Source organism: Paenisporosarcina sp. TG-14 (assembly GCF_000297555.1).
GTDB lineage: Bacteria > Bacillota > Bacilli > Bacillales_A > Planococcaceae > Paenisporosarcina > Paenisporosarcina antarctica.
In genome coordinates, this window is the sequence record NZ_AMGD01000005.1 from 155,375 (window position 1) to 170,237 (window position 14,863).

Annotated in this window: 13 protein-coding genes and 8 tRNA genes; all 21 read right to left on the reverse strand. The window is 38.2% G+C overall.

What is annotated here, in order from left to right; translation table 11 throughout:
* Window positions 1–16: 16 nt before the first annotated feature.
* A complete protein-coding gene (locus tag C406_RS0102495) occupies window positions 17–1,018 on the reverse strand; it encodes an ABC transporter ATP-binding protein (RefSeq protein WP_017379014.1) in 1,002 nt (333 codons plus the stop codon).
* Entirely contained in the window at window positions 993–2,006 is a 1,014-nt protein-coding gene (locus C406_RS0102500; protein ID WP_017379015.1) for an ABC transporter ATP-binding protein, read from the reverse strand. The genes C406_RS0102495 and C406_RS0102500 overlap by 26 nt, the downstream gene beginning before the upstream one ends.
* An 8-nt stretch (window positions 2,007–2,014) precedes the next feature.
* Window positions 2,015–3,571: an ABC transporter substrate-binding protein gene (locus C406_RS0102505; protein WP_017379016.1), complete on the reverse strand. Its 1,557-nt coding sequence runs from the start codon at window positions 3,569–3,571 to the stop codon at window positions 2,015–2,017.
* 184 nt (window positions 3,572–3,755) lie between these two features.
* Window positions 3,756–4,652, reverse strand: a complete 897-nt coding sequence (locus tag C406_RS0102510; RefSeq protein WP_017379017.1) for an ABC transporter permease — start codon at window positions 4,650–4,652, stop codon at window positions 3,756–3,758.
* A gap of 16 nt (window positions 4,653–4,668) precedes the next feature.
* The gene (gene nikB, locus C406_RS0102515) at window positions 4,669–5,610 is read right to left on the reverse strand and encodes a nickel ABC transporter permease (RefSeq protein WP_017379018.1); all 942 of its coding nucleotides are present in this window, start codon (window positions 5,608–5,610) and stop codon (window positions 4,669–4,671) included.
* A gap of 326 nt (window positions 5,611–5,936) precedes the next feature.
* The gene (locus C406_RS0102520) at window positions 5,937–6,386 is read right to left on the reverse strand and encodes an Lrp/AsnC family transcriptional regulator (protein ID WP_017379019.1); all 450 of its coding nucleotides are present in this window, start codon (window positions 6,384–6,386) and stop codon (window positions 5,937–5,939) included.
* Between the two features lie 193 nt (window positions 6,387–6,579).
* A complete protein-coding gene (glmM, locus tag C406_RS0102525) occupies window positions 6,580–7,932 on the reverse strand; it encodes a phosphoglucosamine mutase (RefSeq protein WP_017379020.1) in 1,353 nt (450 codons plus the stop codon).
* 327 nt (window positions 7,933–8,259) lie between these two features.
* Entirely contained in the window at window positions 8,260–9,219 is a 960-nt protein-coding gene (locus tag C406_RS0102530; protein WP_017379021.1) for a CdaR family protein, read from the reverse strand.
* On the reverse strand, window positions 9,212–10,048 hold the full coding sequence (gene cdaA, locus C406_RS0102535; RefSeq protein ID WP_017379022.1) for a diadenylate cyclase CdaA: 837 nt from the start codon (window positions 10,046–10,048) through the stop codon (window positions 9,212–9,214). The genes C406_RS0102530 and cdaA overlap by 8 nt, the downstream gene beginning before the upstream one ends.
* A 144-nt stretch (window positions 10,049–10,192) precedes the next feature.
* Complete coding sequence (locus tag C406_RS0102540; protein ID WP_017379023.1) at window positions 10,193–10,816, reverse strand: anti-sigma factor family protein; 624 nt, start codon at window positions 10,814–10,816, stop codon at window positions 10,193–10,195.
* A 12-nt stretch (window positions 10,817–10,828) separates the two neighbouring features.
* Window positions 10,829–11,392, reverse strand: a complete 564-nt coding sequence (gene sigW / locus C406_RS0102545) for an RNA polymerase sigma factor SigW (RefSeq protein WP_017379024.1) — start codon at window positions 11,390–11,392, stop codon at window positions 10,829–10,831.
* A 312-nt stretch (window positions 11,393–11,704) separates the two neighbouring features.
* Window positions 11,705–12,610 carry an arginase gene (gene rocF, locus C406_RS0102550; RefSeq protein WP_017379025.1) on the reverse strand — a complete coding sequence of 302 codons (906 nt, stop codon included), beginning with the start codon at window positions 12,608–12,610 and terminating at the stop codon, window positions 11,705–11,707.
* Between the two features lie 67 nt (window positions 12,611–12,677).
* Window positions 12,678–13,262: a GNAT family N-acetyltransferase gene (locus C406_RS0102555; protein WP_017379026.1), complete on the reverse strand. Its 585-nt coding sequence runs from the start codon at window positions 13,260–13,262 to the stop codon at window positions 12,678–12,680.
* 799 nt (window positions 13,263–14,061) lie between these two features.
* Window positions 14,062–14,134, reverse strand: a tRNA-Ala gene (locus tag C406_RS0102560).
* Between the two features lie 23 nt (window positions 14,135–14,157).
* Window positions 14,158–14,230, reverse strand: a tRNA-Lys gene (locus tag C406_RS0102565).
* A 20-nt stretch (window positions 14,231–14,250) separates the two neighbouring features.
* Window positions 14,251–14,325, reverse strand: a tRNA-Gln gene (locus C406_RS0102570).
* Between the two features lie 16 nt (window positions 14,326–14,341).
* A tRNA-Tyr gene (locus C406_RS0102575) sits at window positions 14,342–14,425 on the reverse strand.
* Between the two features lie 13 nt (window positions 14,426–14,438).
* Window positions 14,439–14,514 (reverse strand) — tRNA-Val (locus tag C406_RS0102580).
* A 12-nt stretch (window positions 14,515–14,526) separates the two neighbouring features.
* Window positions 14,527–14,601 (reverse strand) — tRNA-Glu (locus tag C406_RS0102585).
* A 39-nt stretch (window positions 14,602–14,640) separates the two neighbouring features.
* Window positions 14,641–14,713 (reverse strand) — tRNA-Thr (locus tag C406_RS0102590).
* 7 nt (window positions 14,714–14,720) lie between these two features.
* Window positions 14,721–14,795: transfer RNA gene (locus C406_RS0102595), tRNA-Asn, on the reverse strand.
* Window positions 14,796–14,863 lie beyond the last annotated feature (68 nt).

The window sequence follows — 14,863 nt, forward strand, 5'->3', positions numbered from 1 at the left end:
TCAAATTTGTTCGTCCCTAAATTTTAATGCCTGCAAAATGACAAGCAGCAAAATGACCTACTTCATATTCTTTCCAAGTGGGTTTATCAACTTTACACACATCTTGGACAAGTGGACAACGTGTATGGAATGGACATCCACTTGGCGGATTTGCCGGATTAGGTAAATCTCCTTGTAATCGAATTCGTTTTGTATTTACGTGAACAGATGGTCGCGGAATGGCCGATAAAAGCGCTTGGGTGTAAGGATGTAATGGATCTGCAAACAATCCCTTTACCGTTCCTAACTCCACCGTAGTGCCAAGATACATTACTAGCACACGATCACAGAAGTAACGGACCACCCCTAAATCATGCGAAATAAATAAATAGGATAGCTTATACTTTTCTTGCAAGGTTTTTAACAATTTTAACACTTGTGCTTGCACCGATACATCTAAAGCTGATACCGCTTCGTCACAAATAACAAAGGAAGGATTTAAGGCAATTGCACGAGCAATACCGATTCGTTGTCTTTGACCACCGCTAAATTCATGTGGATAACGATCAAAATGTTCTTCCTTTAGACCAACTTCATGAAGCAAATCTATCACACTTGCACGCTTTTCTTTAGCTGACATATCGGTATGCATCGTAAAGACTTCTTCGAGTGCATGTCCAATACGTTGACGAGGGTTTAAAGAAGCATAAGGGTCTTGGAAAATCATTTGCATCTCTTTAACAAATTTTAATTTCTCTTTGCGTTTTAAATCTTGAATTTCTTCATTACGAAAGCTAATTTTCCCTTCCGTCAATTCTTCAAGACCTAAAATAGCACGACCTAAGGTAGATTTGCCACAACCAGATTCACCAACGACCCCTAAACTTTCTCCTTCATATAATTGCAATGACACATCTTCAACAGCTTTAACATTTCCTTGGACACGCTTTAAGATGCCACCTTTAATAGGAAAATATTTTTTCACACCTTTTAATTCGAGGAGTATCTTGGGTTCAGATTTGGGCGACAAGGTGACCATGCTTAACCTCCTCCTCTACTTCTTCGTGCAACCAACAACTCACGACATGCCCTTCTTCTTTTGTAATAAATTCAGGCGGTGCAATTTCACGGCATTTGTCAGTCGCAAATTTACAACGCGGGTGGAAACGACATCCTTGAATATGTTCTTGTAAACTTGGTAAAGAACCTGGTATTGGTTCTAATTCGAAATCCGGATCATCAATGTTTGGTACTGAATTCAATAAACCGATTGTATAAGGATGTTTCGGGTTATCAAATATAGCTGCTACAGGTCCTTCTTCTACTTTTTTCCCAGCATACATAACCATTACGCGGTCAGCAACTTCTGCTACAACACCCATATCATGCGTTATCATCATGATACCCATATTTAATTTTTCCTTCAACTCATTAATTAAATCCAATATTTGTGCTTGAATGGTTACATCTAAAGCAGTTGTTGGTTCATCCGCAATGAGCAACCCAGGATGACATGCAAGTGCCATCGCAATCATGACACGTTGTCTCATCCCTCCGCTTAGTTCATGTGGATATTGATTCATTCTTTTTTCAGGATACGGCATTCCAACTTGTTTTAATAATTCTATACCTTGTTTGGTTGCTTCACTTTTCTTAATTTTATGATGAAGAATTAAGGGTTCTCGCAACTGGTAGCCCACGGTTAATACTGGATTTAAAGCCGTCATGGGCTCTTGGAAGATCATCGAAATTTTTGTGCCGCGCATTTGTCTCATCTGTTCATAAGGTAAGTTATGAATCTGTTTCCCTTCATACTTCACTTCTCCGTTCGCAATTCTACCATTGCTTGGAAGCAAACCAATCACAGATAGGGACGTAATACTCTTCCCACAACCTGATTCCCCTACGATGCATAATGTCTCCCCTTTTGCTATGGAAAAGGAGACATCCCGCACAGCTTGGACGTTGCCGTCTGCTGTACGGAATTCAGTTACTAAATTGTTCACTTCTAATAATGTCTCCTGCATGGTTCACCCTACTCTCCAGTAACGTTTTTCAAAGTCCATTTACCGTTTGGATCTAATTCAAGGCCAGAGTATGCTTTGTCCATTGCCGCTGTAACGATTCCGTGATACATAACAACTACTGCATTATCTTCAATCATCACTTTATTTGCTTTATCCAGAATCGCTTCACGTTCTTCTTGATCAATCGTTGTACGAGATTGTACAACTAACTCATCAAATTCAGGGTTGCTGTATTGAGCTCGGTTTGAAGATCCAACATTATCACTATGAAAGTTTGGATATAACAATTCTGAACCATCACCCGTTACGTTTGACCAACTTAGGAATGTGATATCATACTCTCCACCACGTGCTGTATCTAAGAATGTAGCCCACTCCATTGACTCAATTTCAACTTTGAATCCAGCTTCTGTTAATTGAGCTTGTACAATTTCAGCCATTAATATGAAGTTGTCACGGTTAGCTGTCAATAATTTAATTGGCTTGTCCCCGTATCCATTTTTCTCTACTAATGCTTTTGCTGCTTCTACATCATAAGCAGTTCCCGCTTCGTCAGCAGATGCATCGTAACCGAATACTTGCGGTCCAACGACACTATCACTACGAATGCCTAAACCATTTAATTTTGTAACAAATGCGTCGCGATCAATAGCTGCTGCCACCGCTTCACGGAATTCAGGGTCTTGATTCATTTCTCTTGAATGGTTAAATGTTAAATAATAAACAGGTGTTCCTTCTTTTTTCTCGATATTAATATTTTCCATTGCTTCAAGACGTTTGATTTGTTCTGTTGGTAAGTTGTCAATAAATTGAATTTCTCCTGCTTGCAGCATAGAGATAGCAGTTGAAATTTCAGGAACTACTTTTAATACAACCTTCTTGAGATCAGGTGCACCATCCCAATATTCTTCATTTGCTTCTAACACCACTTGATCACCAGATGTCCAACTAACAAATTTGAATGGACCTGTTCCAACTGGATCTTTCATTAAATCTTGTGCTTGATCAGCTGTTGGGCTCACAATTGCTGCATTTGAATGTGATAATGAAGCTAAAAAAGCTCCGTATGGATATTTTGTTTTAATTTCCACTGTGTTTTCATCAATTACTGTAATCGTATCAACCGGCTCTAATAGAGATGCACGTGGTGCAGCTGTTGCTGGATCACGTAATTTATCAAATGTGTATTTTACTGCTTCTGCATTAAAAGGCGTTCCATCGTGGAATTTAACGCCTTTTTTTAGTTTAATTACCCATGTGTTTTCATCTTTGATTTCATACGATTCTGCTAACTGAGGCTCAAATTCCATCGTATCGATATTACGTTCAAATAATTTTTCATAGACATGTTCTGTAATATTAGCAGATACTGAATCATTTGTTAAAATTGGCGACATCCCTGCAACATCTGATGTAGATGCGTACGTAAAGGTTTCATTATTTGCAGAATCTACGCTTCCTGATCCGTCAGATTCTTTAGGGGCTGATGCTGATTCCCCACCACCACATGCTGATAATACGAGTAATACCATTAACACTAGAGATAACCATACAATTTTCTTCATTATTCTTCCCCCTGCTCCATTTTTAATATTGTCTCCCGTTTACTCCAAGAACTTGTGCAGCTTTTTTCTCTTCATTGTGTCTCTAGATACAAGCGCCAGCTCGCATGCCCCTTTATGGGGTCAGAAAGGCGAAGTATTCTTCTTTCTTCCTTCCAGCGCCTTTGTAGAGTTAGAGTGGCGCTTTTCATTGAATATCCATGTTTGGATCTAGTGCATCTCGTAATCCGTCTCCTACTACATTAAAAGCAAAAACCGTTAACATGATGGCGATACCAGGTACAATCGTTAAATGTGGCGATGTCCACATATAGTCTTGACCTTGTGCTATCATGGCACCCCATTCAGGTGTTGGAGGTTGAGCACCTAACCCTAAATAACTTAGAGATGCTGTCGACAATATGGCTGTGCCCATTCGCATTGTTGCAAAAACAATAATCGGTGCAAACGCGTTCGGTAAAATATGACGAATCATTATCCGTAAATCTGAAGCTCCTAGAGACTTCATCGCCATGATATATTCCTTTTGTTTAATGGATAGTACGGAACCCCGCACTATTCGAGCGCATGTCGGAATGGACCAAATACTAATTGCGATTGCCACATTGACTAAGCTCGTTCCTAATACCGCAATAATTAACATGGCTAACAAAATACCAGGGAAAGAGAATAGCAAATCGACAACTCGCATGATGATTCCATCTAATTTTTTGTAGTAACCGCCAAGCAGTCCTAACGTAACTCCTCCAATCAAACCAAGAGAAACCGCTGTAATACCCACTAATAATGAAATTCGTGCTCCATGGACAATACGTGACCAGACATCTCGTCCATAATTATCAGTACCTAGCCAGTGACCTTCAGAAAACAGGGGAAGTTCGCTGCTAATTAATTCTTGTTTAATAGGATCGTGTGTAGAAATAATCGGTGCAAATATAGCCATTCCGATTTGTAAAAGGATAATTATTAATCCAGCAACTGCTAGTTTATTTTTCAGCAATCGTTTTAGTGTAGTGACATACACTTTTTCTTTCTTTTTAACAACCGGTGCTCGTGCATCTGTTGTCAGTACCGTGTTTGTCATATCGTGTCTCCTTTCATCAGTCGTAGCTGATACGTGGATCAATAAAGGTATAAATGATATCTACTATTAAATTCACGACTACAAATAGGGTGGCAACTAACAACACCGATCCTTGAACCATAGGGAAGTCTCTCATAGCAATGGCGTCAATCATTAATCTCCCTACCCCATTTATTGCGAAAACCTTTTCAGTAATAATTGTTCCACCAAGGAGGAAACCAAAGTTTAGCCCAATAACGGTAATAACAGGAATCATGGCATTTTTCAATGTGTGTACCCAAATGACATTTCGTTCTTTCACACCTTTTGCCCTTGCCGTTCTAACGTAATCAGCTTTAATCACTTCAAGCATAGAAGACCTAGCCATACGAGCAATCATTGCTGCTGAACCGGTACCAAGTGTGATTGCCGGTAGTATCAATTGTTTTATTCCATCAACCGTATAGAATGGTGCGGATAATCCACCGACTGGAAGCCAGCCTAAATTCACTGCAAACACTAAAATTAAAATTGCTCCTAACCAAAAGTTTGGTATGGAAATCCCTGCAAGAGCAAAAGTTGTCGACGTTACATCTAACCAGGAGTTATGTTTTAATGCAGATATTAACCCTGCAAAAATACCAATAACTATGGCGACTATCATACTGGCAATGGCAAGTTTTAATGTATTCGGGAAACGAATAGCTATAGCTTCGGAAACAGCTTGTTTTGTTTGATAGGAATAGCCAAAATCTCCTTGAGCTGCGTTTTTTACATATCTGCCATACTGAACGAGAAATGGATCATTCAAACCAAGATTATCGCGAATCGCTTCTAAATCCGACTCTGTCGCAGTTGCTCCTCCTACCATAGTAGCTGGATCTCCAGGTGCGATATACATGGATGAAAATACAAGAAATGAAATACCTAGTAATAAAAATACAAGTTGTACTCCCCTACGAACAATCAAAGCTATCATTTACTCCCCACCTCCTTACATTTGTTAATCTTTTTATCATATTTGATTAACAAAAGGTTAATATTTGTTATTTTTTATTATAGTTCATGCAGAATTAAAAATCTACATGAATATTCAAATAAGTTAATTAATTTAGTTTTTTAGTCCTTTTAGACTTAATTTATTATATTTTATATACACTTCGTAATAAAAAAAACAACATACCATACAAATTGGTCAGCATTTCAAGTTTTAAAATTGAAAACGCTTGCAATCATTTCGTAATTAGAAACTTATATACACGAAGACCCCTACATTCCCTTTGAAATGTAGGGGTCTTCGTGTAATTATAGTTTCAATCCACTTCTACTCTTAAAGCGTCTTAATAATATGTGACTCTCAACACGTGTAATTCCATCTAAAGCATACAATTCTTCATTAATAAATTTCTCTAAATTCAAGAAATCATCTACCAATACATGCATATGAAGAGTAGATGGTCCTGTCATTTGATAACAACTAGCTACACTTGGATTATCCGCAAGTTTTTCAGCTACTTCCACAAGTGAAGAAGGTTCACAATCCACTTCAAAAAAACCAGATACACTTTTTCCAACTTTTTCAGAATTAATTACCACAGTAAAATGCTCAATTACTCCTGCTTCTTGCAATTGATTCACTCTTTCTCGAACTGCCACTCTTGATAAATTAAGTTCTTTTCCTATATCGACATATGATATACGCCCATTGGCAATTAGTAATTCTAAAATACGTTTATCTGTATCATCTAAACGCATATGCCACCTACTTTCAACCATTGTATTGGTATTATACGAAAATAAGTTTCAAATAGAAAGCAAGACATTATATATTTTATTGTATTGTTGTGCTTTCTATTTACTGACTTCACAATCATAAAGTTATATCATTCTGCTATCTTCAAAAATCAAAAAGAAACCAGCTTCAAAAAGAAGCTGGTTTTCTTATTTATTATTCAGTTAATCCCATTTCTTCGCGAACCACGACTACAATACGATCTACATAACGTACGCAATCTTCTTTAGTTGATGCTTCAACCATTACACGCACTAAAGGTTCTGTACCAGAAGGACGTACAAGTACCCGACCATTTTGAGCCATTTCTACTTCTACTTCATTAATAATAGCTGCTACTTTTGCATTATCCGTCACACCGTGTTTGTCCGTTACACGCACATTAACAAGCTTCTGAGGGAATATTTGCATTTCTGCAGCAAGTTCAGATAACTTTTTACCTGTAACTTTCATGATGTTGACAAGTTGCAGTCCTGTTAACAGACCATCACCAGTTGTATTGTAATCCAAGAACACAATGTGTCCAGATTGTTCTCCACCTAGATTGTAGCCATTTTTCTTCATTTCCTCGACCACATAGCGATCGCCAACTGCTGTTTTGACACTCTTCATACCTTGCGATTCTAGTGCTTTATAGAAGCCCATATTACTCATCACTGTAGACACAACTGTATCTTGTTTCAAACGACCTTCGCTGTGTAAATATTTCGCGCAAATGTACATGATTTGATCGCCATCAACAATATGACCTTTCTCGTCTACCGCAATCAAACGATCCCCGTCGCCATCAAACGAGAGACCTACGTTAGCTCCTTTATCCACCACAAATTTCGCTAATACTTCAGGGTGAGTAGAGCCGACATTGTCATTAATATTCAAACCGTTTGGTGATGCCCCCATTGTTGAAAGATCCGCATCCAAATCCGCAAAGACGTGAGTTGCTAAAGTAGATGTCGCACCATGTGCACAATCCAGTGCAACATGAATGCCAACAAAATCTTCATCCAATGTTTGTTTTAGGTAGCTAATATATTTTTGACCACCTTCAAAGTAGTCTGTTACAGGGCCAATATCTTTACCCACTGGTCTTGGTAGTTGATCTATTTCTGCGTCAATTAAAGATTCAATTTCCGCTTCCTGTTCGTCTGATAATTTAAAGCCATCTGAACCAAAGAACTTGATTCCGTTATCAGCCATTGGATTGTGAGAAGCTGAAATCATAACGCCTGCTTCTGCGCTCATCACACGTGTTAAATAAGAAACTCCTGGTGTACTGATGACGCCTAAACGCATTACTTCTGTACCGACGGATAAAAGGCCAGCTACTAGAGCACCTTCTAACATATGCCCCGAAATTCGGGTGTCCCGACCGATTAATACTTTCGGACGACTTGTTGCACCTTTTGTTAATACATAGCCACCGATTCGGCCTAATTTAAATGCTAATTCTGGTGAAAGTTCGCTATTTGCAATGCCTCTTACACCGTCAGTTCCAAAATATTTACCCATTTATTTACTCTCTCCTTCAAATCAAAACTTAAGCTCGCAGAACATTTACTGTAATAGAAGGTATTGATCTTGTCCATGAGACATTTTCAGGACCTTTTATAGAAACGTCTAGTAAGTTCTTACCGTCCTCTGCTTCGCTCGTATCAACATAAACTTGAAAACTCGATGCACTCAAATGAGTTGACTATCGAATTTCCACCTCTAACTTCTAAGTTAACTTGACCATTCTCAGGCTTTAGAAACACAATTTGATCCGCTTCATTCAAACCTCATAATTCCAAATTTACATCTTCGATCTAAGTCGAAATCCACTACCGGTGTATTGACCTAAGCAGATCCTTCTTCAGGAGCTGGTGTAACATCAGCATCTACTTTTATTTCAGGTTCAGAAAATCGAGTCACACCTTTAGGTTGTGGTATTTTTAGCGTAAGCTTTTTAGAATCTTCTAGTTTACTGATATCAACATCCACGACTATTTCATCTAGAGCATCTATGTCATCTCGATTACCATAAGCACGTAACATTGCAAATGACGCTGTTAAATTATTAATCGTTACACCATCTATAGCAGCACCGGTCTGCCGAAGAGTAATTGGTACTTCCTTGCTATATTCCTCAATATCTATTGTTACATTTACTTGTTGTGGCTCAATGGTAACATTCAATTTGGATAAATCCTTATCTAACACTTTTACACTTGATTCTTGAGTAAACGTCTTAGTCAGATCTTGATCGCCTGTAACAGTTGCTTTAACAAAACTAATACTGTCGATTATACTTCTCGCACCCGTTACCTTAACCCTTTCTGGATCAGACTTCATGCCAGTCAAAATATAGTCTTCAGCTAATAACCGCTCGTTAAATTCGGGGTCAACACGTAGTTCTCGGGTAATCCGTTCTTCAATATTGACCTCAATATATGCTGGATCTAAACGGACTTGTAATTTATCTGATACATTCTCAACTTGAAGCATGATATTATGTTCACCCATATTCAAATCACGCAAATCCACAAAGACCGTAAAATCTTGCAATTGCTTCGCTGTTTGCACAATCGATGTTGGTCCTACAATAGTCATGTCAACCGTTTCTGGAACACCTGTCAGAACCAAATTACCATCATCATAATACACTTCAACAGGTACATCACGAATAACATCCGTCATACTCCCTGTAGTTGCTGCATTTAAGTTTTCATCATCGGCTTTAATCGTTAAGAACAAAAGCATGGCGAGTAGCAGCGCAGTGATTCTTAAAAACCAAGGGCTATCCATCATTTTATCCATTCTTTTTCCCCCTCCACGTCCATTTCGAAGTGCTTACAAGTTCAGGTTCAGGACCAAACCATACTTTACGTAAGCGCGTTTCAAATTCTTCTATAGACAGATTTCGGTGAAGGTCACCGTTAGATGTTAAACTAACCGCACCTGTTTCTTCAGATACTATTATCGTAATCGCATCTGTCACTTCGCTAATACCAAGTGCTGCACGATGACGTGTTCCAAGTTCTTTGGAAATAAATGGACTTTCAGATAATGGCAAATAACATGCAGCCGCGGCAATTTTATTTTTTTGCATAATGACTGCTCCGTCATGGAGTGGTGTATTAGGTATGAAAATATTGATTAATAATTCCGAAGTAATTTCAGAATTCATTTGAATTCCTGTTTCAATATAATCACTTAAACCTGTTTCGCGTTCAATAGAAATCAACGCACCAATTCGGCGTTTTGCCATATAACTTACAGATTTTGATATCGCTTCGATTAAACGATCTTGCTCTTCGGCTTGCTGCATACTCGTGCGTGCAAATAACTTGCCTCGTCCTAATTGTTCGAGGGCACGTCGTAACTCGGGCTGGAAAATAATAATAATAGCCAAGAAACCCCAGTTAATAACTTGTTCCATCATCGATCCTAGTGTATCTAAACCAAATACATCAGTTAACATTCGAACAATAATTATTACAAAGATTCCTTTTAATAATTGGACTGCTTTCGTTCCCTTTATCAAAGTGAGAATCTTATAAATGACAAACCACACGAGTATCACATCAAGTATATTTACGAGCACGTTTACCGGCGTCAAGTTTGTGAATTGGTCAATAAACGGCATGTGGCATCCCCCACTTTTCTTCACATTATCATATAACTCTACTATACCATAAATGTTCAGCATGCTGCTTTACCAATCAGGGAAATGAGTAATCAACACAAACATTTAAACACAAATCAAAAGCCCACCCAAATTAGGGTAGGCTTATTTTTCTTCATTACTATCAAAAAATGATGCGACTTCTTTGGCTCCTGCTTTCATTTTATACCAAAGCCAATCAAACACTTGATTAATCTCTTCAATTTCACCTGTGATATTTGCTGTTGACGCCATAAGCGTTCCGTTAATAATCGTGACATTACCATCGATTTCTCCATCAATTTGAAGGTCTCCATTTTTAACAACAATATCCCCTTTAATCGTTGTACCAGCTGGAACAATTACTCTTTCACCTTCAACCACGATATTCGGCTGTTTTGTAAATGAGAATTGTTGGTCATCATTAAAGGTGGAAAATAAAGATGCACTCATTAAAATCATAAACAGGGCTGCCGCCGTTAACAATGGATGGCTATGGAACCACCGTTTCATTCCAACACGTGATGTCTCTTTTGGCATACGCGCGTTCACGCCTTCTACAAAACCGCTTGGTGCTGTAATATGAGATGCGCTCTGAATGAACGCAGTGACTTTATTTAACTCATTCATATGTTGTTGACACTTTTCACAGTTCGCCAAATGTGCCTTAAGCTCCAGCTCATGTTCACGACTAATGTCCCCATCTAAATATTCATGTATATAGCGAACGATATTTGGGCATTTATTCATCGTGAATCCCTCCTACATTTTACTCAATTGCTTTCTCAGTGCCTCGCGTCCTCTGTGGATACGGGTTTTCACAGTTCCAAGGGGCATTTCTAAAATCTCACTAATTTCTTGTAGCGGTAAATCTTCCATATATTTAAGCACAATTACTGCTCGGTACTTATCCGGCAGTCGAGTAATTTCATATTGAACTCTTTCTTGCATTTCCATTTTCAACACTACATCTTCAGGTAACTCTTCTTTTGAAGCAACTTGCGAATACATATTTAAACTTTCTGTGCCCGCAACCTCTGCATCTAAGTAATAATCCGGTTTCTTTTTTCTTATCCGATCTATACACAAGTTGGTTCCAATTCGATACAACCATGTTGAAAATTTCCGATTAGTATCAAATGTATGTATGTTAATAAACGCACGGACAAATGCTTCTTGCGCAATATCTTCCGCTTCGTGTTTATTTCCAAGCATGCGATAACATACTCGATACAATTTATCTTGATACAGCTCGACAATCTCCGTGAATGCGTTTTGATCGCCTTTTAATACTTCTTTTACTCGCTTGTTGACTAACGCATCCATCGTAAATTCTCCTCCGCTGATGCGGCTGTCTTAGTTATACGGATTAAAGGTTAGACAGGTTTCATCATTTTTTTAATTAATTTCATTATATCAGAAACTATTTCAAAAAACTTACAAAAATTCACATCTTAAGTTAGACGTTTTGTCATAACAGTAAGTTACAACAATAAGAAAATTACCAAGTACAACTATAGATAGACGACGCCAGTGCTAGTAGGGGCGACTCGAAATAACTGATACTTTATTAGCTAATAAAAAAACTGTTCGACCTATAGCAAAAAATGCTAGATCGAACAGTTGATATCTTACTGTTTATACTAATTTTTCACCGAATAATGAGCCCATAAGCGCTACAGCCACATCAGCTGTTTTGTTTTTCTCATCTAAAATCGGGTTTACTTCTACAAATTCAGCTGATGTAATCATCTTAGAAGAATACAACATTTCCATAGCTAAATGACTTTCACGGTAGCTAATCCCACCTGGTACAGGAGTTCCTACACCTGGCGTGTAAAGAGGATCGATTCCATCTAAATCAAGTGATAAATGGACTCCATCAACTTCACTTTCTTTTAAATATGACATCGCTTGGTCCATAACTTCTGTCATCCCAAGCTTATCAATGTCATGCATCGTAAACACTTTAATGCCTTTTTCTTTAATTAATTCACGTTCGCCTGGATCTACAGAACGTGCACCAATAATCACTACATTTTCAGGTTTAATTTTTGGAGCAAAACCTCGGATATTTACTAATTGCTCATGACCTAAGCCAATACTAACTGCAAGTGGCATTCCGTGAATATTACCTGAAGGAGAAGTTTCTCCTGTATTTAAATCCGCATGTGCATCGTACCAAATAACACCTAAGTTTTCATAACGGTCGCCTAAACCAGCTAACGTTCCAATAGCAATACTATGATCGCCACCTAGAATAAGTGGGAACTGACCATCTTCCATCACATTATGAATTTTTTCTGCTAGAGCTGTACTCGCATCTGTTACTTCTTTTAAATTACGAAGATTAGTTTCTGTCGATGCTGTTTTCTCAGCAGCTGCAATTAATATATTACCTTCGTCTGTTACATTGTGGCCAATCTCTTCCAAGCGCTCAACAACACCCGCGTAACGAATCGCACTTGGACCCATATCTACCCCGCGACGATTTTGTCCTAAATCCATTGGTACACCTATTAGAGATATATTTAAATTATTCATTATTTTATACTCCCTCGTTTCTTTAAAACTATTGTAAACCCTGAAGGGGTGTTGGCTCAACTGGACATCATTGTGAATAAATATTCATTCCATCTTCTAGTTTCTTTTTAATACTTGGCCATTCCGAACTAATGATGGAATAAAGCACTGCATTCCTCGCTTTACCTGTGGACCGAATCCGTTCGTTTCGTATGACGCCCTCTTTTATAGCACCGAGACGTTCAATCGCTTTTTGAGATATCAAATTTTCTTCATCCGTTTTAAATTCTACACGAATCATCCCAAGTGTTTCAAATGCATACGTAAGTAGCAACCACTTAGCTGTTGTATTAATATGTGTTCGTTGAAACGTCTTCCCATAGTAAGTTGCTCCAATTTCACACGCTTTATTCGCGTAATCGATATTGTAAATACGTGTGGATCCATATAATTCATCGGTTTCTAAATGAGCAACGACAAACACTGTGCTCGTTTCAGAATGTCGCATTTGTTCATAACTTGTTCTCATCCATTTTTCAAACTCTTCAAACGTTTGAATTAGATTGAGCATATGCGTAAACGACTCCGGCGTCGTCAAGTTCCACAAACGTTTGATATCGGATTCCTTCATTGGTCGTAGCATTACATTGTCATGGATTAATATCACAGTCATATTATGCAACTCCTCATATAGCTTTTACACTATAATACAAAAGTTTTTCCAATATAAACAGATTATGGGGTGAAAATTATTAACTGTTCAATGCCACATACAGTCCACCCAACAATTATTTCAATGCTAAAAATCGGTGTAAAGGTGAAAGAACTCAACATATGTTTACAACTTCATCTCTAGTTTAGTGAATCATTTTTTCTGCATTAGTTGCAAGGCTAACACACATGAATATTCATACTAAATAACTAATATTTTCAAATAAGTTAAGATGGTTATTCTTGCCGCAAACACCAATTAATTTATTCCATGTTCCATAGCTAATAACAATTATGTCTCCATAATTCAAGTTATTCAGGTGTTGGGGATATCCCTGTTAATAACTTCAAAAAATTTGTTATATATCCACTATTATTTCTTAATTTTAATGATTCTAATAAATTATATCTCTATAATCTAACTTAATGATTATTTGTAGAGTATTTATTAAATTAAAGAGTACATATAATCAAGTTTCACGAGGAAGGACGGGGTTATATAAGTTGAAATCTCAATCTTTTACACATCAATTACTTGAAAATATACACCCGATTTTTGCGAAATATTATAAATAGTCATGGAAATTAGCCTTTTAACTAGTAATCATATGAAAAGTTTATTTTTTCTTGTTCATAACAATGTGGATAACACTTTACAATTGGTTTTTGAAATTAACTTATCCACAACTTATACACATTTTAGATACACAAAAAAGACGAATGGAATATATTACATTCCATTCGTCTTTTATATAATATTAAAGAGCCTAACGGGATCGAACCGCTGACCTCCTGCGTGCAATGCAGACGCTCTCCCAGCTGAGCTAAGGCCCTAAAAAAAGATGTGTGTTAATAAATGAGCCATGTAGGATTCGAACCTACGACCCTCTGATTAAAAGTCAGATGCTCTACCAACTGAGCTAATGGCTCGTTAACTTAATGAAAATATATGGTTGGGGAACCTGGATTCGAACCAGGGCGTGACGGAATCAAAATCCGTTGCCTTACCGCTTGGCTATACCCCAACAAGAAAATAAAAAATGGTGGAGGGGGGCGGATTCGAACCGCCGAACCCGAAGGAACGGATTTACAGTCCGTCGTGTTTAGCCACTTCACTACCCCTCCAAGGGTAAAATTATGGTGGAGGATGACGGGCTCGAACCGCCGACCCTCTGCTTGTAAGGCAGATGCTCTCCCAGCTGAGCTAATCCTCCGATAAAAAGAGATGGTGACCCCTACGGGAATCGAACCCGTGTTACCGCCGTGAAAGGGCGGTGTCTTAACCGCTTGACCAAGGGGCCAAATGTGTATATTTAACGAGTATGTATTATTGGAAGAAAAGCTTCCAACCGGATTCGAACCGGTGACCTCTTCCTTACCATGGAAGCACTCTACCTGCTGAGCTATGGAAGCAAGAAAGTGGCTCCGAAGGTAGGACTCGAACCTACGACCATCGCATTAACAGTGCGGTGCTCTACCACTGAGCTACTTCGGAACGGAATACAAATAAAAAAGCCTAGCGACGTCCTACTCTCGCAGGGGGAGACCCCCAACTACCATCGG

What these genes read in the sequence shown, in the direction of transcription:
- C406_RS0102495 (WP_017379014.1), bottom strand. Translation starts at nt 1,018, where the DNA reads ATGGTCACCTTGTCGCCCAAATCTGAACCCAAGATACTCCTCGAATTA.
- C406_RS0102500 (WP_017379015.1), bottom strand. Translation starts at nt 2,006, where the DNA reads ATGCAGGAGACATTATTAGAAGTGAACAATTTAGTAACTGAATTCCGT.
- C406_RS0102505 (WP_017379016.1), bottom strand. Translation starts at nt 3,571, where the DNA reads ATGAAGAAAATTGTATGGTTATCTCTAGTGTTAATGGTATTACTCGTA.
- C406_RS0102510 (WP_017379017.1), bottom strand. Translation starts at nt 4,652, where the DNA reads ATGACAAACACGGTACTGACAACAGATGCACGAGCACCGGTTGTTAAA.
- nikB (WP_017379018.1), bottom strand. Translation starts at nt 5,610, where the DNA reads ATGATAGCTTTGATTGTTCGTAGGGGAGTACAACTTGTATTTTTATTA.
- C406_RS0102520 (WP_017379019.1), bottom strand. Translation starts at nt 6,386, where the DNA reads ATGCGTTTAGATGATACAGATAAACGTATTTTAGAATTACTAATTGCC.
- glmM (WP_017379020.1), bottom strand. Translation starts at nt 7,932, where the DNA reads ATGGGTAAATATTTTGGAACTGACGGTGTAAGAGGCATTGCAAATAGC.
- C406_RS0102530 (WP_017379021.1), bottom strand. Translation starts at nt 9,219, where the DNA reads ATGGATAAAATGATGGATAGCCCTTGGTTTTTAAGAATCACTGCGCTG.
- cdaA (WP_017379022.1), bottom strand. Translation starts at nt 10,048, where the DNA reads ATGCCGTTTATTGACCAATTCACAAACTTGACGCCGGTAAACGTGCTC.
- C406_RS0102540 (WP_017379023.1), bottom strand. Translation starts at nt 10,816, where the DNA reads ATGAATAAATGCCCAAATATCGTTCGCTATATACATGAATATTTAGAT.
- sigW (WP_017379024.1), bottom strand. Translation starts at nt 11,392, where the DNA reads ATGGATGCGTTAGTCAACAAGCGAGTAAAAGAAGTATTAAAAGGCGAT.
- rocF (WP_017379025.1), bottom strand. Translation starts at nt 12,610, where the DNA reads ATGAATAATTTAAATATATCTCTAATAGGTGTACCAATGGATTTAGGA.
- C406_RS0102555 (WP_017379026.1), bottom strand. Translation starts at nt 13,262, where the DNA reads ATGACTGTGATATTAATCCATGACAATGTAATGCTACGACCAATGAAG.